18 protein-coding genes, 1 pseudogene and 1 riboswitch are annotated in these 21,746 nt (G+C 71.5%); of the genes and pseudogenes, 14 read left to right on the top strand and 5 right to left on the bottom strand.

What is annotated here, in order from left to right; translation table 11 throughout:
- Positions 1–9 precede the first annotated feature (9 nt).
- From pcaF to CTJ15_RS17185, 14 genes and pseudogenes are all read left to right on the top strand, one after another.
- On the top strand, positions 10–1,212 hold the full coding sequence (pcaF, locus tag CTJ15_RS17250; RefSeq protein ID WP_019461699.1) for a 3-oxoadipyl-CoA thiolase: 1,203 nt from the start codon (positions 10–12) through the stop codon (positions 1,210–1,212).
- Positions 1,213–1,245: 33 nt separating this feature from the next.
- Positions 1,246–2,085: a 3-keto-5-aminohexanoate cleavage protein gene (locus CTJ15_RS17245; RefSeq protein WP_075822472.1), complete on the top strand. Its 840-nt coding sequence runs from the start codon at positions 1,246–1,248 to the stop codon at positions 2,083–2,085.
- A gap of 37 nt (positions 2,086–2,122) precedes the next feature.
- Positions 2,123–3,982: a bifunctional sugar phosphate isomerase/epimerase/4-hydroxyphenylpyruvate dioxygenase family protein gene (locus CTJ15_RS17240; protein ID WP_083755498.1), complete on the top strand. Its 1,860-nt coding sequence runs from the start codon at positions 2,123–2,125 to the stop codon at positions 3,980–3,982.
- A gap of 94 nt (positions 3,983–4,076) precedes the next feature.
- Positions 4,077–5,612: a pyruvate kinase gene (locus CTJ15_RS17235; protein WP_083755499.1), complete on the top strand. Its 1,536-nt coding sequence runs from the start codon at positions 4,077–4,079 to the stop codon at positions 5,610–5,612.
- Between the two features lie 102 nt (positions 5,613–5,714).
- Entirely contained in the window at positions 5,715–6,365 is a 651-nt protein-coding gene (locus CTJ15_RS17230) for a DUF1826 domain-containing protein (protein ID WP_075822473.1), read from the top strand.
- Complete coding sequence (gene zigA, locus CTJ15_RS17225; RefSeq protein ID WP_075822474.1) at positions 6,349–7,560, top strand: zinc metallochaperone GTPase ZigA; 1,212 nt, start codon at positions 6,349–6,351, stop codon at positions 7,558–7,560. The genes CTJ15_RS17230 and zigA overlap by 17 nt, the downstream gene beginning before the upstream one ends.
- Positions 7,557–7,748: pseudogene (locus CTJ15_RS24880) on the top strand (DUF6525 family protein); the annotation flags it as partial. The gene zigA and the pseudogene CTJ15_RS24880, both read left to right, overlap by 4 nt.
- Positions 7,749–7,949: 201 nt before the next feature.
- Positions 7,950–8,242, top strand: a riboswitch (cobalamin riboswitch).
- Positions 8,243–8,279: 37 nt separating this feature from the next.
- Positions 8,280–9,395, top strand: coding sequence for an ABC transporter substrate-binding protein (locus tag CTJ15_RS17215; RefSeq protein ID WP_226945970.1), 1,116 nt, complete (start codon positions 8,280–8,282; stop codon positions 9,393–9,395).
- Positions 9,392–10,492 (top strand): iron ABC transporter permease, encoded by a 1,101-nt coding sequence (locus tag CTJ15_RS17210; RefSeq protein WP_216348713.1) that lies wholly within the window; start codon positions 9,392–9,394, stop codon positions 10,490–10,492. The genes CTJ15_RS17215 and CTJ15_RS17210 overlap by 4 nt, the downstream gene beginning before the upstream one ends.
- Positions 10,493–10,788: 296 nt before the next feature.
- Positions 10,789–11,553: an ABC transporter ATP-binding protein gene (locus tag CTJ15_RS17205; protein WP_099781758.1), complete on the top strand. Its 765-nt coding sequence runs from the start codon at positions 10,789–10,791 to the stop codon at positions 11,551–11,553.
- A gap of 266 nt (positions 11,554–11,819) precedes the next feature.
- The gene (locus CTJ15_RS17200; RefSeq protein WP_075823243.1) at positions 11,820–12,614 is read left to right on the top strand and encodes a sugar phosphate isomerase/epimerase; all 795 of its coding nucleotides are present in this window, start codon (positions 11,820–11,822) and stop codon (positions 12,612–12,614) included.
- A 239-nt stretch (positions 12,615–12,853) separates the two neighbouring features.
- Positions 12,854–13,573: an ABC transporter permease gene (locus tag CTJ15_RS17195; protein WP_019463113.1), complete on the top strand. Its 720-nt coding sequence runs from the start codon at positions 12,854–12,856 to the stop codon at positions 13,571–13,573.
- The gene (locus tag CTJ15_RS17190; RefSeq protein WP_099781757.1) at positions 13,573–14,304 is read left to right on the top strand and encodes an ABC transporter permease; all 732 of its coding nucleotides are present in this window, start codon (positions 13,573–13,575) and stop codon (positions 14,302–14,304) included. The genes CTJ15_RS17195 and CTJ15_RS17190 overlap by 1 nt, the downstream gene beginning before the upstream one ends.
- On the top strand, positions 14,301–15,086 hold the full coding sequence (locus CTJ15_RS17185) for an ABC transporter ATP-binding protein (protein ID WP_019463111.1): 786 nt from the start codon (positions 14,301–14,303) through the stop codon (positions 15,084–15,086). Before CTJ15_RS17190 ends, CTJ15_RS17185 begins: the two co-directional genes overlap by 4 nt.
- Positions 15,087–15,490: 404 nt before the next feature.
- Here the strand turns inward: CTJ15_RS17185 and CTJ15_RS17180 are convergent, their stop codons facing one another.
- The 5 genes from CTJ15_RS17180 to CTJ15_RS17160 all read right to left on the bottom strand — a co-directional run bounded on the left by CTJ15_RS17180 (position 15,491) and on the right by CTJ15_RS17160 (position 21,738).
- The gene (locus CTJ15_RS17180) at positions 15,491–16,099 is read right to left on the bottom strand and encodes a polysaccharide biosynthesis/export family protein (RefSeq protein ID WP_083755658.1); all 609 of its coding nucleotides are present in this window, start codon (positions 16,097–16,099) and stop codon (positions 15,491–15,493) included.
- 122 nt (positions 16,100–16,221) lie between these two features.
- Entirely contained in the window at positions 16,222–17,619 is a 1,398-nt protein-coding gene (locus CTJ15_RS17175) for an outer membrane beta-barrel protein (protein ID WP_151904052.1), read from the bottom strand.
- A 233-nt stretch (positions 17,620–17,852) separates the two neighbouring features.
- Positions 17,853–19,085, bottom strand: a complete 1,233-nt coding sequence (locus CTJ15_RS17170) for a glycosyltransferase family 4 protein (protein WP_099781755.1) — start codon at positions 19,083–19,085, stop codon at positions 17,853–17,855.
- A gap of 71 nt (positions 19,086–19,156) precedes the next feature.
- Positions 19,157–20,362, bottom strand: a complete 1,206-nt coding sequence (locus tag CTJ15_RS17165; RefSeq protein WP_126281907.1) for a hypothetical protein — start codon at positions 20,360–20,362, stop codon at positions 19,157–19,159.
- Between the two features lie 158 nt (positions 20,363–20,520).
- On the bottom strand, positions 20,521–21,738 hold the full coding sequence (locus tag CTJ15_RS17160) for a glycosyltransferase (protein WP_075821639.1): 1,218 nt from the start codon (positions 21,736–21,738) through the stop codon (positions 20,521–20,523).
- Positions 21,739–21,746: the final 8 nt, after the last annotated feature.

Here is a 21,746-nt window from a genome sequence, read left to right as displayed (position 1 = left end):
GAGCGAACCATGGCTGACGCTTACATCTGCGACTTCGTCCGCACCCCGATCGGCCGCTATGCCGGCGCGCTGAAGGATGTGCGCCCGGACGACCTGCTGGCCCACACCTTCCGCGCCCTGGTGGAGCGCAACAAGGGCGTGGACTGGGCGGCGGTGGACGACTGCTATGTCGGCTGCGCCAACCAGGCGGGCGAGGACAACCGCGACGTGGCCCGCATGGCGGTGCTGCTGGCCGGGCTGCCGGTGGCGGTGCCGGGCTCGACGCTGAACCGGCTCTGCGGCTCGGGCCTCGATGCCGTGGGCACGGCGGCGCGCATGATCCGCTCGGGCGACGCGGAGCTGGTGATCGCCGGCGGCGTGGAAAGCATGACCCGCGCGCCCTTCGTGATGGGCAAGGCGGCGACGGCCTTCTCGCGCGAGGCGAGGATCGAGGACACCACCATCGGCTGGCGCTTCGTCAATCCGATGATGAAGAAGACCTACGGCACGGATTCCATGCCCGAGACGGGCGAGAACGTGGCGGAGCAGTTCGGCATCTCGCGCGAGGACCAGGACGTCTTCGCCTATCGCTCGCAGCAGAAGGCCAAGGCGGCGCAGGAGGCGGGATTCTTCGCCCGCGAGATCGTCCCCGTCACCATCCCCGGCCGCAAGGGCGACACGGTGGTGGAGGTGGACGAGCACCCGCGCCCCGAGACGACGCTGGAGGGCCTGGCCAAGCTCAAGACCCCCTTCCGCACCCCCGGCACGGTCACGGCGGGCAATGCCTCGGGTGTCAATGACGGCGCCGCGGCGCTGATCATCGCCAGCGAGGCGGCGGCCCGGAAATACGGCCTCACGCCGCGCGCCCGGGTGGTGAGCATGGCCACGGCCGGTGTCGAGCCGCGCATCATGGGCTTCGGCCCGGCGCCTGCGACGAAGAAGCTGCTGGCCCGCACCGGCCTGTCGATCGGCGAGATCGACCTGATCGAGCTGAACGAGGCCTTCGCCAGTCAGGCGCTGGCGGTGACGCGCGACCTGGGCCTGCCGGACGACGCGCCGCAGGTGAACCCGCATGGCGGCGCCATCGCGCTGGGCCATCCGCTGGGCGCATCGGGCGCGCGCATCGCGCTGACCTCGGTGAACGCACTGGAGACGCTGGGCGGCAAGCGCGCCATCGCCACCATGTGCATCGGCGTCGGCCAGGGCATCGCGGCCCTGATCGAGCGCGTCTGAGACGGACGGCAGGACCGGGGAGGAAACGGAACCATGGGCGAGCCCTGCATCATCAGCGTGGCCATCACCGGCTCGGTGCCGCGCAAGAAGGACAACCCCGCCGTTCCGATCACCATCCCGGAACAGGTGGAATCCACCCAGGCCGCCTATGAGGCCGGGGCCGCCCTGGTCCATGTCCATGTCCGCAATGCCGATGAGAGCTCCTCCTCCGACCCGGAGAAGTTCGCGGCCTTGCAGGAGGGCATCCGCAAGCACTGCCCGGACATCATCATCCAGTTCTCGACCGGCGGGCGCGGCCGCTCGCTGGACCAGCGCGGGGCGATGCTCTACCTGAAGCCGGACATGGCCTCGCTGGCCACCGGCTCGGTGAACTTCCCCACCATCGTCTACGAGAACCCGCCCGACTTCGTGCGCCACCTCGCGCAGCAGATGCTGGACTACGGCATCAAGCCGGAGATCGAGGCCTTCGACCTCGCCATGCTCTACAACACGGTGGACATGGTGAACCAGGGGCTGCTGAAGCCGCCGCCGCATGTGCAGTTCGTGCTCGGCGTGAAGCACGCCCTGCCGGCGAAGCGCGACATCCTGGAGTTCGAGGTCCGGAAGCTGCGGGAGATGCTGCCCGACGCCACCTGGACCGCCGCCGGCATCGGCCGCCACCAGCTGGAGGTCAACCACTGGGCGCTGGAGATGGGTGGCCATGTCCGCACCGGGCTGGAGGACAATATCCGCTGGGACAGGAACACCCTGGCGGAAAGCAATGCCCAGCTCGTGAAGCGGGTGGCGGAACTGTGCGCGCGGTACGACCGGCCGGTCGCGACGGCGCGGCAGGCCCGTGACATGCTGGGGATCCCGCAGGTCCCTGCCTCCTGACCTGAGGCTTACCGACCCGAGCATCCGGAAGACCGCCATGCTGCCCACGAAGTCGCGCTTCGCGCGCTCGATCGCCACGGTCTCGCTGAGCGGAAACCTGCTCGACAAGCTGGAGGCGGCGGCCGCGGCAGGCTTCGACGGGGTGGAGATCTTCGAGAACGACCTCCTCACCTTCGAGGGCACGCCCGCCGATGTGCGCAAGGCGGCGCGCGACCTGGGGCTGGCGATCGCCATCTTCCAGCCCTTCCGCGACTTCGAGGCCATGCCGGAGCCGCAGCGCGCCCGCAACATGGACCGCGCCGAGCGCAAGTTCGACGTGATGCAGGCGCTGGGCACCGACCTGCTGCTGGTCTGCTCCAACACGCAGCCGCACAGCCTGGACGACGATGCACGGGCCGCCGCCGACCTGCGGGAGATGGCGGAGCGGGCGGCGAAGCGCGGCCTGCGCGTCGGCTTCGAGGCCCTGGCCTGGGGCCAGAACATCCGGCGCTGGAGCCATGCCTGGAAGATCGTGCAGCAGGCGGGCCACCCTGGCCTGGGGCTGATCCTCGACAGCTTCCACACCCTGTCCCTGGGCGACGACCCTTCCGGCATCGCCCAGGTGCCCGGCGATCGCATCTTCTTCGTGCAGCTTGCCGACGCGCCGAAGCTGACCATGGACGTGCTGTCCTGGAGCCGGCACTTCCGCAACTTCCCCGGCCAGGGCGACCTGCCGGTGGAGGATTTCACCCGCGCGGTGGTGGCCTCCGGCTATCGCGGCCCCTTGTCGCTGGAAATCTTCAACGACGATTTCCGCACCCTTCCGGCCCGTGCCACGGCGCGCGACGGGCTGCGCTCGCTGATCTTCACCGAATCCCGCACCGGCGTGCTGGACCTGCCGCCGCCGCCGGTGGCGGAGCGGGTGGAGTTCCTGGAATTCGCGGTGGACGAGGGTGCGCGGCGCAAGCTCGCCACCTATCTGGAACGCATCGGCTTCCGCCGCGTCGGACGGCACCGCAGCAAGGATGTGGACCTCTACCGCCAGAGCGATGTTTCCCTGGTGCTGAACAGCGAGCAGGATAGCGCCGCCTCCGAGCATTTCCAGCTCCACGGTCCCTCGGTCTGCGCCTTCGCCGTGCGGGTGGACGATGTGGAGCAGACCCTGACGCGCGCCCGCAAGCTGCTCTGCTCCGACTGGCAGGAGCACCGGGGCGAGGGCGAACTGCCGATCTCGGGCATCCGCAACACGGACGGCACGCTGATCCTGCTGGCCGAGGCGCCGCGGCCGGGGAAAAGCTGCTGGCAGGACGATTTCGCCATGCTGGAGGAAGGCGTGGTGGCTGGCGACAGCGGCTTCGCCGGCATCGACCATGTCGCGCTCGCCCTGCCCAACGGCACGATGGATTCCGCCGTCCTGTTCTGGCGCAGTGTCTTCGGGCTGGAGCCGCAGTCGATCTGGGACCTCGCCGATCCGCAGGGGTTGGTGCGCAGCCGCGCCGTGGTGTCCGGCAACGGCGCGCTGCGCCTGCCGCTGAACATCTCGGAGGGGCAGAAGACCTCCACCGGCCGCTTCGTCACCGCCTTCGCCGGGGCGGGCGTGCACCACATCGCTTTCGACACGGCCGACATCTTCGCCAGCGTTCGGGACGTGCGCCGGCGCGGGGCGGAAACCCTGTCGGTGCCGGCGAACTACTACGACGACCTGCAGGCGAAATGGGGACTGGACGACGATTTCCTGCGCAGGCTGCAGCAGCATGACGTGCTTTACGACCGTGATGCGGGGGGCGAGCTGCTGCATTTCTACCTGCGCGCCTTCGAGCACCGCTTCTTCTTCGAGATGATCGAGCGCCGCGGCGCCACCGGCTTCGGCGCGGCCAATGCCACGGTGCGCATGGCGGCACAGGCCAAGCGGGGCTGATCCGGCACGCCTTGTCGGCGCCGCGTCACGGCAGCTTCACGCCGGGGCCGGGCAGGCCGCGCTAGAAAGGCGGTTGTCCCGCAGGAGATGCCGCATGTCCGATGATCCCGCCCGGTCTTCCGAAGCTGCAGGGCAGCCAATCCCCGAGGAGGACCGGCCGGTGGACGTGCCGGCCCTGCATGCCGAGATCCGGGCTCTGCTGAAGGCGGTGCGCGAGGAAGGGCGCGGCTTGGTGCGGCAATGGGAGGGCTCGCTCCACCAGCCCGACTTCCGGCCAGGCGCGGAGAACCTCGCCTGCTATCTGGCGCTGCGGCACCGGGACCTGCGGCCCTTGCAGCGGCCGCTGATGCTGCTGGGCCTTTCCTCGCTGGGCCGGCTGGAAAGCCGCGTGCTGCCCGTGCTGGAAAGTGTGGAGCGTGCCCTGGCGGCCCTGGCCGGGCGGCCGCCCGAGGAGCCACTGGTGTCGCCCGCCGCCTTCTTCGACGGGGAGCGCCACCTCGCGGAACGGACGCGGATGGTGCTGGGCCCGGCCTCGCCGCAGCGGCCGGTGCATCTGCTGGTCACCTGCCCGAGCGAGGCCGCCGACGACCCCGCCTTCATGCGGAAGCTGGCGGAGCGTGGCGTGGAGGCGGTGCGGATCAACTGCGCCCATGACGGGCGAGAGGCCTGGCAGCGCATGATCGCGCATGTCCATGCGGCCGAGGCCGCCACCGGCCGGCGCATGAAGGTGATCATGGATCTGGGCGGACCGAAGATCCGCACCGGCGAGGTGCGGGTGGCCGGCGCGCACCGCGTGGCGGAAGGCGACCGGCTGGTCGTCACCCCGCCCGGCGGGATCGGGGCGGTGGCGCTGGAGGGGCCGCATGCGGCGGTGGAATGCACGCTGGGCGAGGTGCTGACCATGGTCCGGCCGGGAGAGCGGCTGTTCATCGACGACGGCAAGCTGGGCGCCAGCATCGAGCGGGTGGAGAGCTGGGGGCTGGTGGCGCGCGTCAGCACCGTGGCGGGCGGCAGCATGAAGCTGAAGGCGGAGAAGGGCATCAACTTCCCCGACACCGACCTGCACTGCGCCGCGCTGACCGACCAGGACCGGCAGGACCTGGACTTCGTCGCGCGGCATGCCGATGGCATCGGCTATTCCTTCGTGCAGTCGGCCCAGGACGTGGCCCTGCTCCAGGAGGAGCTGCAGCGCCGCCGGCCCGACGACTGGCGGAACCTGTCGCTGATCCTGAAGATCGAAACCACGCGGGCTGTCCGTGCCCTGCCGGCCATCCTGACGCGTGCCGCCGGGCAGCAGCCGACGGCGATCATGATCGCGCGTGGCGATCTGGCGGTGGAGATCGGCTTCGCCCGGATGGCGGAGATGCAGGAGGAGATCCTCTGGCTGGGCGAGGCCGCGCATGTACCGGTGATCTGGGCGACCCAGGTGCTGGAGCGGCTGATCAAGAAGGGCGCGCCCTCGCGCGGCGAGATGACCGACGCCGCGATGGCGGCGCGGGCCGAATGCGTCATGCTGAACAAGGGCCCCTACCTGCACCGCGCCATCGCCGAGCTGGACTCGCTGCTCGGGCGCATGGGCGAGCACCAGCACAAGAAGACCCCGCGCCTGCGCCGCCTGCGGAGCTGGTAGCGGGCGGCCTCCGGCCCCGGGGCAAAGCCCCCGGGGCCCCAGGATCCGGGAGCAGCGATCCAGGTGTTGTAATGTTATAACGTTCCGTATAAACCCCAGGTCGTGTTCCTCAGCGAGACCCTGACCGCGCCCGATGACGGCGCCCTCCGCATCCTGGCCGCCGCCGACCCTGGCGTGCTGATGGAGATCCGCCGGCCCGACGTGCCGCTCGCCATCTGGCAGCGCCCGCCGCCGGAACCCACCGGCCTGCAGGCCCTGCTGCGCCTCGCCCCCTTCCGCGTGGCGGTGGAGGAGGAGGCCGAGGACTGCGCCCTCCGCCTCGCCGCGAAGCTGCCGGCGCCGTTGCCGCCCGCCCTGCTGCGCGACATCCGCTGGCTGGCGGTCAGCTTCTCCGTGATCCTCGGCCGCAAGCGCATCCAGGCCCGGCTGGAAGGCGTCGCCGGCGATGCCTGCCGCCGCTTCCATGCCGATGCGGTGGGACTGCGCCTGCTCTGCACCTATGCCGGGGCGGGCACGGAATGGCTGCCCCTGTTCGGGGCGGAGGCCGCCCGTGCCCACGACCCGCGGCAGGGGCCCGTGCCCGTGCGCCTGGGCACCGGCGATGCCGCGATCCTCAAGGGCGATGCCCACCCCTCCGCGCCCGGCCGCGGGCTGGTGCACCGCTCCCCGCCGATGGACGGCCCGCCCGTGCCCCGGCTGCTCCTCTGCCTCGACGAAGCCGGACGGATTCCGCTGCATGACCATGCCCTCTGACACCCGTCTCCCCGTCACCGTGCTCTCCGGCTTCCTGGGCGCGGGCAAGACGACGCTGCTGAACCACATCCTCGCCAACCGCGAGGGCCAGCGCGTCGCCGTCATCGTCAACGACATGAGCGAGGTGAACATCGACGCCGCGCTGGTCGCCGGCGCGCCCTCGGCGGAGGGCGTGCTGACCCGCACCAGCGAGAAGCTGGTGGAGATGAGCAATGGCTGCATCTGCTGCACCCTGCGCGAGGACCTGATGGTGGAGGTCGCCCGCCTGGCGCGGGAAGGGCACTTCGACGCGCTGGTGATCGAGAGCACCGGCATCGCCGAGCCCATGCCGGTGGCGGCGACCTTCGACTTCCGCGACGAGGCGGGGCGCAGCCTGGGCGACCTGGCGCGGCTGGACACGATGGTGACCGTGGTCGATGGCCCGGCCTTCCTGCGCGACTACGGCTCCGCCGACACGCTGCGCGCCCGGGGGGAGGTGGCGGGCGAGGAGGACGACCGGCTGCTGGTGGACCTGCTGGTGGAGCAGGTCGAATTCGCCGACGTGCTGGTGATCAACAAGATAGACCGCATGAACGTGGCGGAGCGGGAGCGGCTGGCCGTGCTGCTCGCCACCTTCAACCCCGGGGCCGCCATCATCGCCGCCGACCACGGCCGCGTCGCGCTGTCCGAGGTGCTGGGCACGGGGCGCTTCGACTTCGCCCGGGCGCAGCGCGCGGCGGGCTGGGCCCAGGCCCTGGCGGGCGGGCACCTGCCGGAAAGCGAGGAGTTCGGCATCCGCTCCTTCGTCTGGCGGGCGCGGCAGCCGCTGCACCCGGCGCGGTGGAAGGCGTTCATCGAATCCGACCTGTCAGGGGTGGTGCGGGCCAAGGGCTTCTTCTGGCTGGCCACGCGCATGGACTGGGCCGGCTCCTGGCAGCTCGCCGGGCAGGTCGGGCGGCATGAGGCGGCGGGCTACTGGTTCGCGGCGGTGGACCACTCGCGCTGGCCGGACGATCCGCAATGGCGGGACGGCATCCGCGCCCAGTGGCGGGAGCCCTTCGGGGACCGGCGGCAGGAGGTGGTCTTCATCGGTGCCGGGATGGACGAGGCGGCGCTGCGCCGGCAGCTCGATGCCTGCCTGCTGACCGGGGCGGAGATGCGGGGTGGACCGCGCGCCTGGGCCCGGTTGCCGGACCCTTTCCCGGCCTGGGGGTGAGCGGCGTGCCGGGAAACGACAACACCGTCCGGGAAGCGGTCTGGCGCCGCTGGGATGGCGACGAATGGGCCTGCTTCGACGCCCTGCCGCCCGCCGTGCGGCGGCGGATGCAGGAGCATGCCTATGACGCCTGGGCGGTGAACGCGCATCTCCTCTGGCGCCTGTGGCGGCGGCGCCATGCCTCCTCGGAACGGGCGGAACGGCTGCTGCTGCGCCATCTCGACCGCTGCGAGGCGCTGGAGCGCGCGGCCTTCGATGCCGCCCACCGCCAGCGCCACGGCATGGCCCTGCCACATGTCCTGGCCGGCGTGCCGGTGCTGCGCGGCGGGGCGGGGGATCGCGCGCCGCGGGCGGCGCGGCGCCGCCTTGCCCGCCGGCCCCCGCGCGGGCTAGGTTCGCCCGTCGACGGTCCCGCGCGAGCGGGTGAAAAGGGAAGGCCGTGCGCTCCGGCCGGGCCCCGCGCCCGGGAGCAAGTCGGCCGCTGCCCCCGCAACTGTCAGCGGTCCCCCGCTGGCCCGTCCGCCCTGCCGCCCCTTCCGGAGGCGGCAGAGCGGGTCACTGAGCCCGCGTCCTCCATGGAGGCCGGGGCCCGGGAAGACAGGGCCCGCGAAGCCGGCATGGCGCCCCGCGCCACGACCGGAAGCCGCGAGCCAGGAGACCTGCCGTCGTCGCTTCACCAGGCCGCCGGGCGGGGTGCTCCGGAGGCGGGAGCCTGATCCATGCCGTCCCTTCCGATGCTTTCGGCCCTGGCCCTTCCGCGACGGGGCAGGCTGTTGCGCCTCGCCGGCATCGCCCTTGGTGCGGGCCTCATGCTGTCCAGCGCCATGGCGCGGCCGGCGGCGGAGCCGACCCGCTATCCGCTGCACATCCGCAACTGCGGCCTCGACCTCACCTTCCCGAAGGCGCCGCGGCGGGTGGTCTCCATCGGCCAGTCGGAGACGGAGATCCTCTACGCCCTCGGCCTTGGCGACCGGATCGCCGGCACCGCGCTCTGGGTGGAGCCGGTGCTGCCGCAATTCGCCGAGGAGAACGCCCGCGTCCCCCGCCTCGCGGACAATGACCCGAGCTTCGAATCCGTGGTGGGCAAGGAGCCTGACCTCGTCACCGTACAGCTCGAATGGCATGTCGGGCCACGCGGGCGGGTCGGGCGGCGGGAGCAGTTCACCGACCTTGGCATCCCCACCTACATCTCGCCCTCGGATTGCACGGGCAAGGACAATTCCGGCAGCGGCGACGGGGTGCGGAGCCAGCCCTACACGATGGAGCTGCTCTACCAGGAGATCCAGGACCTCGCCGCGATCTTCGACGTACAGGACCGCGGCGCCGCGCTGGTGGCGCAGCTCAGGAAGCGCGAGGCCGACGCGGTGGCGGCGGTCGCCTCGGTGCGGGCGCAGGGCCTGCCGGTGGTCTTCTGGTTCTCCAGCCGCGACGTGAAGGGCGATGCCTTCGTCGCCGGCACCAATGGCGCGCCGGGCTACATCGCGCGGCTGCTGGGCCTGCGCAACGTCATCCAGACGACCGAGGAATGGCCGACCGTGAGCTGGGAGGCCATCGCCACCGCCAACCCCTCGGTGATCGTGATGGGCGAGATGACGCGCCGCCGCTTCCCCGCCGACGACGTGAACGTCAAGCGCCAGTTCCTGGAGGCGGACCCGGTCGCCAGCCAGATGCCGGCGGTGCGGGCGCGGCGCTTCGTGGTGGTGGGCGCACAGTCGATGAACCCGACGCTGCGCACCATCGACGGCATCGAGGCCGTGGCCAGGGGCATCCAGGACCTGGAGAAGCAGATCCCGGCCGACCGGAGCCCGGCCCAGGGAAGCGGGACGAAGCCGTGAGTGGCCTGGCCAGCGACGGAATGCCGCTGGAGGCCGCCCAGCCGGCGATCCGCGGCCTGGTGACGGCCCGGCCCGGCGCCACCGGCCGGGCCGCCCGGCTGGCGCTGGCCCTGCTGGCACTGCTGCTGCTCGGCCTCTGCATCGCCCTGGCCGTCTCGGTGGGCGAGATGCCGGTCCCCCTCGCCACCACGCTCAAGGCGCTGGCCAACCGGCTCCTCGGCGCGGGCTACGCGGTCAGCCGCATCCAGGAGGGGGTGATCTGGGACTACCGGCTCAGCCGCGCCCTGATGGCGGCCTGCCTGGGCGGCGGGCTGGCGGTGGCGGGGGCGGTGCTGCAGGCGCTGCTGTGCAACCCGCTGGCCGAGCCCTATGTGCTGGGCATCTCCGCCGGCGCCTCGACCGGCGCCGTGATGGTGGTGGTGCTCGGCCTGGGCGGCGGGCTGGTCTCGCTCTCCGGCGGCGCCTTCTTCGGCGCGCTCGCCGCGCTGCTGGCCGTGGCCGCCCTGGCCAGGGCCTCCGGCGGCGGGGCGGAGCGGGTGATCCTGGCCGGCGTCGTCGCCTCGCAGCTCTTCAACGCCATCACCGCCTATGTCGTCACCACCGCCGCGAATGCGGAACAGGCGCGCGGCGTCATGTTCTGGCTGCTCGGCAACCTCAGCGGTGTGCGCTGGCCCGACCTCGCTCTCGCCGCGCCCACCGTGCTGGTGGCGAGCCTCGTCTGCCTGTTCCAGGCCCGGGCGCTGGATGCCTTCACCTTCGGCGCCGATGCGGCAATGACGCTGGGCATCCCGGTGGGCCGGGTGCGCGCCCTGCTCTTCGCGGTGACGGCGGCGATGACCGCGGTGCTGGTCAGCATCACCGGCACGGTGGGCTTCGTCGGGCTGGTGGTGCCGCACGCAGCGCGCTTCCTGGTCGGCCCCTCCCACGCGCGGCTGCTGCCGGCCTCGCTGATCATGGGCGCGATCCTGGCGGTGCTGGCCGATATCCTCTCGCGCATCCTGGTGCCGCAGCAGACCCTGCCGATCGGCGTGGTGACGGCCCTGTTCGGCGCCCCGGCCTTCGCCGTGATCCTCTGCCGGTCCCGGCGTTCGGTGTGAGGCGGGGGGTGCCTCATGCTTGAACGTCGCGCCCCCCGGGGGGAAGGCTTCGCCTTTCCCCCGGACCCCCTATCCACCAGGACCCTGCGGGCCCTGGACCCGGTTCGTTGGCGCTCGCTGCGGCCGCATCGCGCCGGAGAGCCTGGCTCTCCGGCGACTGCGGGTGCCGTCAGCGCGGAGACGGTGTTTTCTTTCTTTCCGGGAGCCCCGCTGATCCGCCTGCCCTGCGGGATCGGGCGGCAGGCTGACCTTGCCACCCGGCGCCTCCCCCGGGGCCGGACACGGGCGCCACGCCCATGAGCGTCGCAGCGGAGCGTGTCTCCTGGGGCAGCGGGCGGCGCATGATCGTGGATGGCGTGACGCTGGCCGCACGGCCAGGGCGCATGCTGGGGCTGCTCGGCCCCAACGGCTCCGGCAAGTCCAGCCTGCTGCGCCTGCTGGCCGGGCTGCGCCGCACGGCGAGCGGGGTGGTGACGCTGGGCGGCGAGGACATCGCCCGGCTTTCGCGCGCCGCCATCGCCCGGCGCGCCGCCTTCGTCGAGCAGCATGCGGTGACCGAGGCGCCGGTCACCGTGCTCGACGTGGTGCGGCTCGGCCGCGTGCCGCATCGCGGCCCGCTTTCCGGCTGGACGGAGGCCGACGAGGCGGCCGTCAGCGCGGCCCTGCGGCAGGTGGGGCTGGAGGCGCTGCGCGGACAGCGCTGGCAGACCCTCTCCGGCGGCGAGCGCCAGCGCGCGCAGATCGCCCGCGCCCTGGCCCAGGCCCCGACCGAGCTGCTGCTGGACGAGCCGACCAACCATCTGGATATCAAGCACCAGCTCGAACTGCTGCGGCTGGTGGCGCGCCTGCCGGTGACCAGCATCGTGGCGCTGCACGACCTGAACCTCGCCGCCATGTACTGCGACGAGGTGGCGCTGATGCAGGGCGGTCGCGTGGTCGCCGCCGGGCCGCCGGAGACTGTGCTGACCGAGGAGCGCATCGAGGCGGTCTTCGGCGTGCGGGCGCAGGTGGGGGTCTCGGCCCTGCACGGGCGGCTGCTGGTGCAGTTCCGGCCAGGATAGGAGCGGGGCGCGGGCGGCCCGGGTTTCATTGACCAGGCCAGGAGGTAACCCTACGGTTACCTCGGCGGAGGCGGCCGCGCCGGGCATCGGCCCGGAGAGAAGACGGTCAGAACCGTGAGGGAGAACGTCATGCAGGCATCCTGCATCACCCGGCGCGCTGTGCTGTCCGCCTTCCGGCTCCTGCCTTGCGGCGAGCCCGAGGATGCGGGGCGCCCCTTGGCGAACCGGGCATCGCCCCGGCCATGACGGCACCCGGAAAAGCCGCGATGCGGCGCGCCTTTTCCACGCTGGGCTGCGCGGAGCTGGCGCTGGAGGATGTGCTGGCCCTCGCGGCACGGCACGGCATTCCTTGTGTGGAACTGCGCGCGCTGGAGGGCACGGTAGAACTGCCCGGCCTGTTCGAGCGGCGCTATGGCAGTCCGGAGCGCCTCGCGGCACGGCTGGCGGAGGCACCGGTACGGGTGGCGGCCATCGGCACCTCGCTGCGCCTGATCGGCAACGGACCTGGGGACCGCGACGCCTTCCTGCGCTTTTTGCCCTGGGCCGAGGCGATGGGCGTGGACAGCCTGCGCGTCTTCGACGGCGGCCGCATCGGGGATGCGGCGGAGCTGGAGGAGGCGCGGGAGACGCTGTCCTGGTGGCGGCACCTGCGGCGGGAGCGGGGCTGGCACGTGGAGATCGCCGTCGAGACGCATGACGCGCTGGCCGATCCCGCGACGCTGCGCCGTTTCCTGGAGATGGAGCCGGGGTGCCTGATCCTCTGGGATTCCCATCACACCTGGCGCAAGGGCGGCGCACATCCGGTCGAGGCGTGGCGGATGCTGCGCTCGCATGTCGCGCATATCCATGTGAAGGACAGCGTTTCGCGGCCGAGCGAACGCTTCGGCTACAGCTACGTCCTGCCGGGCGAAGGGGAATTCCCCATGGAGGCGCTGATGGCCGCTCTGCGCGCGGATGGCTATGCCGGGCTGCTGAGCCTGGAATGGGAGCGGCTCTGGCACCAGGACCTGCCCGATCTGGAAAGCGCCCTGCGATCGGCGGAGCGGAAGCATTGGTGGTGATACGGGGGCAGCCGATGATGAGGGTCCACGCCGTTCCGGCAGCAAGCCCTGGCGCATGACCGCGCTCGGCCTCACCGGGATCGAGCGCTTCCTGATCGGGGAGGCGCCACTGCATCCGGTGCGGCGGGAGGATCTGGAGCGGATCGCCTGAGCACGGCCGGCAGGGGCGGAAGCCAGCCTGTCCGCTCCCCGGCGGCATGGTCCTTGCTGCGACAGGGCGGCAGGGGGACAGGAACCGCATGAACCCGCCGGGCTTCCTCGATCTGATGGGATTCGGCCCACAGGGCTGGGGCGCCGCCATGCTGCTGGCCGCCCTGGTGACGCTCGCCGTCGCCCTGTCCGGCTTTCTGGTGGGGCTGGCCATCGGGGCGCTGGGCGCCTGGGCCAAGCTCGGCGGCGGAAGGCTGCTGCGGACGCTGGCGGATGCCTACACGACGATGCTGCGCGGCATCCCCGAGCTGTTGGTGATCTACCTCTTCTATTTCGGCTCCTCCGCCATCCTGACGCCGCTCGCGCATCTCCTTGGCGCCGGGGGGTTCTTCAGCCTGCCCGGCTTCCTCGCCGGCACGCTGGCGGTGGGCGTGATCTGCGGCGCCTATCACACCGAGGTGCTGCGCGGTGCCTTCCGCGCCGTGCCGGCCGGCGAGATCGAGGCCGCCCTTGCCGCCGGCATGCCGCGGCTGCTGCGCCTGCGCCGCATCGTGGCGCCGCTGGTGCTGCGCCATGCCCTGCCGGGGCTGGGGAATGTCTGGCAGATCGTGCTGAAGGACACCGCCCTGATCTCCGTCACCGGCGTGGTGGAGCTGATGCGCCAGGCGCAGATCGGCGCGGGCTCGACGCGCCAGCCCTTCAGCTTCTTTCTGGGGGCGGCGATCCTCTATCTCGTCATCTCCTCGCTCTCCGGCTGGGGATTGCGGCGGGCTGAGCGGCACGCCCTGCGTGGGCTGAGGAGAGGCTGATGGACCTGTCCCTCGATCTTCTCTTCCTCGCCGACACCTTCCTGCGCCTGCTGACCGGGGTGCCGCTGACGCTGCAACTGGCAGCGAGTTCGGTCGCCCTCGGCGCCGTGCTGGCGCTGCTGCTGGCGGCGATGCGGCGGTCCGGCCTGCGCTGGCTGGACTGGCCGGCGCGCTTCTACATCTTCGTCTTCCGCGGCACGCCGCTGCTGGTGCAGCTTTTCCTCATCTATTACGGCCTCAGCCAGTTCCGCGAGATACGCACGTCCTTTCTCTGGCCCGTGCTGCGCGATCCCACCTGGTGCGCGGTGATCGCGCTGACCCTGAACACCGCCGCCTATGGCGGGGAGATCATCCGGGGCGGCCTCGCCTCGGTGCAGCGCGGGCAAATGGAGGCCGCACGCGCCGCCGGAATGGGGCGCTGGCTGCTGCTGCGGCGCGTGGTGCTGCCGCTGGCGCTGCGCCAGGCCCTGCCGGCCTATGGCAACGAGCTGATCCTGATGGTGAAGGCCACCTCGCTGGCGTCGATCATCACGCTGATGGAGATCACCGGTATCGCGGCGAAGCTGATCGCGCAGAGCTACCGCACGGTCGAGGTCTTCGCCGTGGCCGGGGCCATCTACCTCGTCATCAACTTCGTGCTGACGCGCCTCGTCCATGCCCTGGAGCGCCGGCTGGACCCCGGGCGGCCCCCGGCCCTGGCGGCGGCCATCGGAAAGGGAGGGACCGCATGAGCGACGCGCCCGTCGTCAGGCTGCGGGATTTGCGCAAGAGCTTCGGCCCGCTGGAGGTGCTGAAGGGCATCTCGCTGGAGGCCCGGCGGGGCGAGGTGCTGTCGATCCTCGGCTCCTCCGGTTCCGGCAAGTCCACCATGCTCCGCTGCATCAACATGCTGGAAGTGCCCGACAGCGGCGAGGTCAGCATCACGGGCGAGGCCATTGCCCTGCGCCACACGCGGCACGGCACGCGGCCCGTGGATATGCGGCAGGTGAACCGCCTGCGCACGCGCATCGGCATGGTTTTCCAGAGCTTCAACCTCTGGTCCCACCGCACGGTGCTGGAGAACCTGATCGAAGTGCCGGTCCATGTGCAGAAGCGCCCGCGTGCCGAATGCGTCGCGGAAGCGGAAGCACTGCTGGCACGCGTCGGCATCGCCGACAAGCGCGACCACTACCCGGCGCATCTTTCCGGTGGTCAGCAGCAGCGCGCCGCCATCGCCCGCGCCCTGGCGCAGCGGCCGGAGGTGATGCTCTTCGACGAGCCGACCTCGGCCCTCGATCCGGAGCTGGTGGGTGAGGTCCTGCGCGTCATGCGCTCCCTGGCGGAGGAAGGGCGCACCATGCTGGTGGTCACGCATGAGATGGGCTTCGCCCGTGACGTCTCCTCGCGTGTCGTCTTCCTGCACCAGGGGCTGGTCGAGGAGGAAGGCTCGCCGGCGGAGATCTTCCGCGCCGGACGCTCGGAACGGCTGCGGCGTTTTCTCGCGGGCGGGGACAGGGCGGGCGGCGTCTCCTGAGTGTTCGGGCGTTGCGCTCCGTGGCTGCCCGCCGGGGGAGAGGCTCTGCCTCTCCCGCCGGACCCCCTCTCCGCCGGGGACCGAAGCCGGTCCCCGGACCCCGGGCCTGAGTTGGCTCCGCGTGGTGGCCGTCAGCCCGTGGGTTGATCCGTGGAGCAGGTGGAGACGCGGGGCTCCCGGAAAGAAGGAAGGCACCCTGTCCGCGCTGGTGGCACTGGCAGTCCGCCGGAGAGCGATGCTCTCCGGCGCGATCCGGCCGGCAGCGAAGAGGCAACGAACGGGAGGTCCAGGACCCTCAGGGTCCTGGCGGATAGGGGGTCCGGGGGAAAGGCAGAGCCTTTCCTCCGGGACGCGAGACGGTCACCATCACGCGCCGGCGACGGGCGGCAGGAGCCGCCCGCGCATCAGAAGCGGCGCTCGAAGACGTTGATCACGTCGCCCGGCTGGATCAGGCTCTGGCGGGCGACGAGGCCCTCCTGGCCCTTGCCGTCGGTGATGCGCACCACGGAGGCGCGGTCGGTCACGGCGCGGTAGGTGAAGCCGCCGGCCACCGCCACGGCGGTCAGCATCGTCATGCCGGGCTGGTATGGATACTCGCCGGGCTTCGCCACCTCGCCCAGCACGAAGACCGGGCGGTAGGTCTGCACCTGGGCCACCACGTTCGGGTCGCGCAGCAGCTGGCGGCGCTTCATCTCGGCGGCGAGCCGGGCCGAGAGCTCCGAGGAGGTCAGCCCCGCGGCCTTGACGCTGCCGAGCAGCGGGAAGGCGATGTTGCCGGCGTCGTTCACCCTGAACTCGCCGCCCAGCTGGTCCTCGCCGAAGGTGGTTACGCGGATCCCGTCGCCGACGCCGAGGCGGTAGGCGGAGGGCTGGGCCTCGGTCAGCGGCTGCAGGTCACGGCCCGGGGCGCAGGCGCTGGCCATCAGGCTCAGGCCCAGCACGGCGGCGGTGGCCAGGCGGAAGGGCCGGCGGGGCCGCGCTCGCGTGGCGGAAAAGGGAGAAGAGTGCGGCACGGACAGAAGTTCCTCCGAGGGGTTGAGGGCAGGAAGGCTCCCCGGCCCGGACCGGCCGGAGCCGGTGGGTGGGGAGCATGGGCGAGGGGTGCCGGTGCGCCGGGGGGGACGCTGTCCGATCCTCACAGGCCGAACCCCACCCGCAGCAGCGCGAGGTGGCGGTCGTAGTTGGAGCCGCTGTCGCTGCCGTCGCGGTTGGTGAAGTCGTAGCTGAGGCGCAGCGAGATGTTGCGGTTCACGAGCCAGGTGGCATAGGCGCCGGTGCCGATCACGGTACTGTCGCCGCCGCCGGTGTACTTGGCGTGCAGGTAGTCGGCCCGCGCACCGATCAGCACGTTGCGCAGCAGCTCGTGGTCCAGCGCGATCTGGGCTTGGTTGTAGGTATAGCCCTGCAGCGTGTCGGTGGAGGTGTCCTCGATCCGGCGCGAGGCGAGGCCGCTGATCGTGGTCAGCCGCGTTGGCGACCAGGCGACCGCCGCCTCGAAGACCGGCGAGGAGCGGTTCTTGGCGCCCGTCGCGTCGAAGAAGCGGACCTGGTAGCCGACCAGGGCACGGTAGCGGAACACGGCGCCGCTGCTGTCGTCGAAGCCGGCCAGGGCGAGCACGGTGTTGGAGCCCAGCTTGCCGTAGTTGGGGTCGTAGTTCACGTAGTCGGAACGGCCGCCGCGCACCACGGCGACCAGGTCGCGCCGGGGCGCCACGGCGTAGCGCGCGGTGACGCCGCCGTCATAGACGTTCCGGTCGCGCAGCTTCTGGTTGAAGGTGCTGTTGCCGTCGAAGGCATCCACGAAGCGGAAAGCCCGGAAGATGAGGTCCGGCGTGATGGAGACGTTGCTGAAGGCCGCGCGATAGGCCGCACGGAGGTCGTAGGCGTTGAAGGCGCGCGGCTCGGCCACTGTCTGGGCGTCGAAGGCCGTCGCTTCCTCGTGCAGGCGGAAATAGGAGGCGCTGGCCGACAGGGTGTCGCGACCGATGTCGTAGGAGCCGCCGACCGTGGTGCTGAAGTTGGTGCGGCTGGGATCGGGCGTTTCCGCATTGCGCCCGGTCACGCGGCGGTCATCCACGCCGGCGCTGGCATAGAGGCTGTTGCGCGCCCAGTTCGAGCGCAGATCCAGGCCGGCATCGGTGCTGAAGGTGCCGATCGTGTCGCCCCGCTTGGTGCCCATCGGGTTGGTGTCGACACCCATGGACTCGCCCAGGCTGGGGCGGAGGGTGAAGGCCCCGAGACGGACACCGAGCGGCTGCACCTCAGGACGCGGGCGCTGGGTGACGTCCATGTCCTCGGGCCGCACGTTCTCCGGGAAGGCCTCCAGGGAGAAGCGGGAGTAGTAGTTGTTGGGCAGGTACTGGTCGAGCAACTGGGCACGGGCGGAGGTAGGGCAGAGGAGCGTGGCGGCGCCCAGGACGGCGGCGCCCAGGGTGGCCGCGCCCAGGGCCGTCATTCCCGGAGTCGTCATGCTCGGGGCCGTCGCGCCCGGGGCAAGGCTGGCGCCATCCTGCCGGGAGGTCTTACCGGGCATGGCAGACCGGGCTTGGCCCTGGTTCCTGCCTGTCCGACTGCGCCGAAGCCCGCTTCCGCCCCTCAAAAACATCCCATGATCCACGATTCGTTTCATCCGGAGAGACACAGCTTACAGCATATGCCGCTCCGGGGGGACAGAATCCGGAGGAATAATAGAGCCGTAACGTTCTGCGGCGCCGGTTATGGCTTTCCGGCCACAGATTCCAGCCCGACACGCACAGGTAGCGGCTTTCAGCCCCCGTGCCGCCGGGAGACTTCCCGCACCGCGGACAGCACACCTTCCCGCATGCGGTCCTCGCTGAACAAGGCGAGAGCGCGGCGCTCGCCGGCCTCGACTCGGGCCAGGGTGGCCGTGGGGTCGTCCCGGATCTGCAGCAGCGCCGCCGCCAGGGCCGAATCGTCGCCGGGCGGGACCAGCAGCCCGGCCTCGTTGTCCCCGGCGATCTCCGGGATGGCGCCGGCCGCGGCGGCGACAAGCGGCGTGCGGCAGAGCATGGCCTCCACCAGGGTGCGGCCGAAGGGTTCCGGGTCAGTGGAGGGATGCACCACCACATCCATGGCGCGCATCAGCGCTGGCACGTCGTGGCGGTGGCCCAGGAAATGGACGCGCCCGGCGATGCCCAGCTCCTCCGCCAGGCGTCTGAGGCCGGCGGCGTACTCGTCCTCGCCGAACAGGGCGTCGCCGGTGACGATGCCCACCGCCCCGGGCACCTTCGCCACGGCGCGCAGCAGCACCGCCTGCCCCTTCCAGGGCGACAGGCGGCTGAACACGCCGGCCAGGAAGCCTTCCACCGGCAGGCCCAGCGCCGCGCGGCGTTGCGCCATGCCGGTGCCGGCCATCGGGTCGGGCGGCAGGGTCACGCCATTGGGCACCACCCGCACCCGGTCCGCCCGGCCGCACAGCGCGATGAAGGCATCCGCCGCGGCCTGCGACGGCACGATCACCCGGGTGGCGAGCGGCGCCAGCGTGCGCAGCAGCCTGAGCTGGCCGCCGCCGAAATGCGCCGGGGTGAGGATGTCGTGCAGGTGCCAGACCAACGGCCGCCCGGCCAGCTTCGCCGCGAGGGCGGAAAGCACGAAGGCTTTTTGCGAATTGGCATAGACCATGTCGTGCCGCCGCGCCGCGGCCGCGATCTCGCGCACCATCCGCAGCATGCCGCCCAGCATCGGCAGCGCGGCGCGCGCCATGCCCTGGTCGCGCTTGATGTCCGTGAAGCCGGAAGGGCGCGAGGGCATCAGGACCCGCAGCGGGTAATCGGCCAGGGCGGCCTTCAGCGGCCCGTCCTCGAACAGCCAGACCGAGGATTCGGCTCCGAAGGCGCGCAGGTTGGCGAGCAGGATGAACTCCGCTCCGCCAGTGCGGCTGGAATGGTTGACGAAGAGCACGCGCGGCGCCGTGGCGGCGCCCGCCGTCGCAGGCCGGGCGTCCGATGCGGTCGCCGAGGGGAGGTCGTGGCCGTCCATGCCGTGTCCAGTGCCCTATCCGGTTCGGGCCCGCACCGGGAAGGGCGCGGGCAGGGGTTGCGAGGGGATGTTCAGCGCGGGGTGAGGCGAAGCAGCGTGACCTGGGCCGTCACCGGCAGGGTGATGCCGCCGCCGGCGAGGGCGGCCTCCTGGAAGCGCGAATCCTCGTTGGGCCGGTTCACAGCGGCCTGGCGGATACGGTCGCCCAACGCGATCCGCACCTGCTGCGGCGGCACCGGCGTTTCGGTGAAGCTGTGCACGTCCCAAAGCGACTTCGCCAGCCAGAGGGCCAGAAGGAAGCTGCCGTCGCGCTTCTGGAACAAGGCGGTCTCCAGCCCCTCCATCTCCCCGGACAGGCCGACCGGCAGCCGGGCGGGGGCGAAGGCCTTACCCGGGTCGGAGAAGGCGGCGATCAGGTTGCGCATGGCATGGAAAGCCGGCTTGCGCGACCCGTCATGCCGCAGCCAGCCGAAATTCTGTTCCGGATCGTCCTTGTCCGTACCCTGGTCGAAGAGCTCGTACTTGAAGCTCCGCGCCACGCCGAAGCGGCGGTAGTACAGGAACAGGCGCGGCTCATAGGCGGCGGAGACGGCTTCCGGGCAGCCGGAATGCGGGTTCGTGGACCGCGCCTTCTGCGTGATGGCGTTGTGGTAGCCGGCTTCCGTGGCGACAAAGGGCGCCTTGGGCCCCAGCAGCGGCGTGACCAGCAGGTCGCGCGCCCAGCGCAGGCTGCCATAGCCGTTGTCGCCCCAGCCCCCGGTCTCCGGCATGCGGCCGGCCGGATAGGGGTGGACGTTGCCATACTGGGCATAGGGGCCCTGCCGGGCGAAGCGCGCCCGGTTGCCCGCCTGGATCAGCGCCGAGGCGATCACCGGGATGTCCCGTGCCCGGCCGATCCCGGACAGGATGCGCTGGTGGTCGATCGCCATCTCCGGCGTATGGCCGGGACGGCCGCCCCACCAGCCATCGGGCTCGTTCACGCCCTCCAGCATGGCGATGTTCTCGCGGCCGACCTCGTCCAGCGCCCGGGACAGCTCCACCGAGGAGGTCGCCTCCGGCCCGCTGAGCAGGGTCAGCCGGATGCCGAGCTGGGCCACCTGCCGCAGCCGGGCCAGCACCCCGCGGTCGAGGCCGACGCCATCGCGTGCGTGGCGGATGCGCAGCTCCCGCAGCGCCGGCAGGATCACCTTCTCCCAGCGATCGCCCTCGATGTAGCTGTTGCCGGGCCAGCAATGGATGTTGACGCCGATGCTGTCCACGAGCGAGTCGGCGGCCATGGCCTGGAGGCCTTGGCTCCCCCCCGGGCCCTCCGCGCCGCCCGGCCCGGGCGCCGCCAGGGCCGGAGCGGTTCCCGCCGCCCCCATGGCCGCTGCGGCCGCCAGCAGTCCCGCCCCGACCTGCCGCCGCGTCGGGCCGGTGTCGCCGCGCCGCATCGTCACGACTGGACCGGCTCGGCCGCCGCCAGCCGCGCCCCGGGCAACGGCTGGCGCGGTGCATCGCCCCCGTGCAGCCCGGCGGGCGCCTGGGCCCGGGCACGTTCCAGCGCATCGTCCACGACGGCCTTGAAGCGGCTGCGGAAACGTTCGGTGGAGAAGCGTTGCGCATTGGCCAGGCAGTTCTCCGGCGTGAAGCGCGCCCGGCTGCCCTCGAAGGCATGGACGGCGGCGATCACCGCGTCCTCCGTCTGCTCGGCGAAGAAGAGCCCGGTCGGGGCGTCATGGTCGGGGCCCAGCACGGTTTCCGCCAAGCCGCCGGCGCCATAGGCGATCACCGGCGTGCCGGCGGCCTGGGCCTCCACAGCGGTGATGCCGAAATCCTCGATGCCGGCGAACATGAAGGCCTGCGCCCCGGCCAGGAGGCGATGCACCTCCGGCGTCGGCACGCGGCCCAGGACCTCGACATTCGGCACCTTCATCTCCCGCAGGCGCTTCAGCTCCGGCCCGTTGCCGACGATCTTCAGGCGCTTCTCCGGCATGCGGGCGAAGGCGCGGGCCAGGAGCTCCACGCGCTTGTAGGGCACAAGCCGGCAGACGGAGAGGTAGTAGTCCTCCTTCTCCACCGAGCCGGGCGGCGGCAGCGTGTCCACATAGACCGGTGGGTGTACCACTCCGGCCTCCCGCCGGTGCGTGCGCCGCAGCCGGTTGGCGACAAAGGCGGAATTGGCCACCATCGTCTCGGGCCGCTGCGCCGCGCAGAAATCCCAGATCCGGGCGGAATGCAGCATGCGTCGGGCCAGCCAGCTCTTCGGTCCGCTTTCCATCTTCGCCTCGCGCAGGTACTCGTGCTGCAGGTCCCAAGCATAGCGCATCGGCGAATGCACATAGGACACATGCGGCTGGTCGGGCCGGGTCAGCACGCCATAGGCCACGCTGTGATGGCTGCTGATCACAAGGTCGTAACCGGTCACGTCGAATTGTTCGACGGCCAGCGGCCACAGCGGCAGCAATGAGCGATACAGGCGCTCGATCTTCGGGATCTTCTGGAGAAAGGACGTCCGCACCGGTCGCCCGCCAAGAAAGCCCCGCTGGTCGGGTGGCACCACGTCCACCACGGCGAAAATGTCTGCCTGTGGGTAGAGCGACAGGATCTGCTCGATCACCCGCTCCGCACCGCCATAGGCAGAAATCGAGTCGCTCACGAGGGCTATGCGCATTGTCGGTT

Source organism: Roseomonas sp. FDAARGOS_362, assembly GCF_002754815.1.
In the GTDB taxonomy this organism is placed as follows: Bacteria; Pseudomonadota; Alphaproteobacteria; order Acetobacterales; family Acetobacteraceae; genus Roseomonas; species Roseomonas mucosa.
This window is presented reverse-complemented; position numbering and strand designations above follow the sequence as displayed.

Coding starts and splice junctions, on each gene's coding strand:
- pcaF (WP_019461699.1), top strand. CDS start 10: ATGGCTGACGCTTACATCTGCGACTTCGTCCGCACCCCGATCGGCCGC.
- CTJ15_RS17245 (WP_075822472.1), top strand. CDS start 1,246: ATGGGCGAGCCCTGCATCATCAGCGTGGCCATCACCGGCTCGGTGCCG.
- CTJ15_RS17240 (WP_083755498.1), top strand. CDS start 2,123: ATGCTGCCCACGAAGTCGCGCTTCGCGCGCTCGATCGCCACGGTCTCG.
- CTJ15_RS17235 (WP_083755499.1), top strand. CDS start 4,077: ATGTCCGATGATCCCGCCCGGTCTTCCGAAGCTGCAGGGCAGCCAATC.
- zigA (WP_075822474.1), top strand. CDS start 6,349: ATGACCATGCCCTCTGACACCCGTCTCCCCGTCACCGTGCTCTCCGGC.
- CTJ15_RS17215 (WP_226945970.1), top strand. CDS start 8,280: ATGCCGTCCCTTCCGATGCTTTCGGCCCTGGCCCTTCCGCGACGGGGC.
- CTJ15_RS17205 (WP_099781758.1), top strand. CDS start 10,789: ATGAGCGTCGCAGCGGAGCGTGTCTCCTGGGGCAGCGGGCGGCGCATG.
- CTJ15_RS17200 (WP_075823243.1), top strand. CDS start 11,820: ATGCGGCGCGCCTTTTCCACGCTGGGCTGCGCGGAGCTGGCGCTGGAG.
- CTJ15_RS17195 (WP_019463113.1), top strand. CDS start 12,854: ATGAACCCGCCGGGCTTCCTCGATCTGATGGGATTCGGCCCACAGGGC.
- CTJ15_RS17190 (WP_099781757.1), top strand. CDS start 13,573: ATGGACCTGTCCCTCGATCTTCTCTTCCTCGCCGACACCTTCCTGCGC.
- CTJ15_RS17185 (WP_019463111.1), top strand. CDS start 14,301: ATGAGCGACGCGCCCGTCGTCAGGCTGCGGGATTTGCGCAAGAGCTTC.
- CTJ15_RS17175 (WP_151904052.1), bottom strand. CDS start 17,619: ATGCCCGGTAAGACCTCCCGGCAGGATGGCGCCAGCCTTGCCCCGGGC.
- CTJ15_RS17170 (WP_099781755.1), bottom strand. CDS start 19,085: ATGGACGGCCACGACCTCCCCTCGGCGACCGCATCGGACGCCCGGCCT.
- CTJ15_RS17165 (WP_126281907.1), bottom strand. CDS start 20,362: ATGGCCGCCGACTCGCTCGTGGACAGCATCGGCGTCAACATCCATTGC.
- CTJ15_RS17160 (WP_075821639.1), bottom strand. CDS start 21,738: ATGCGCATAGCCCTCGTGAGCGACTCGATTTCTGCCTATGGCGGTGCG.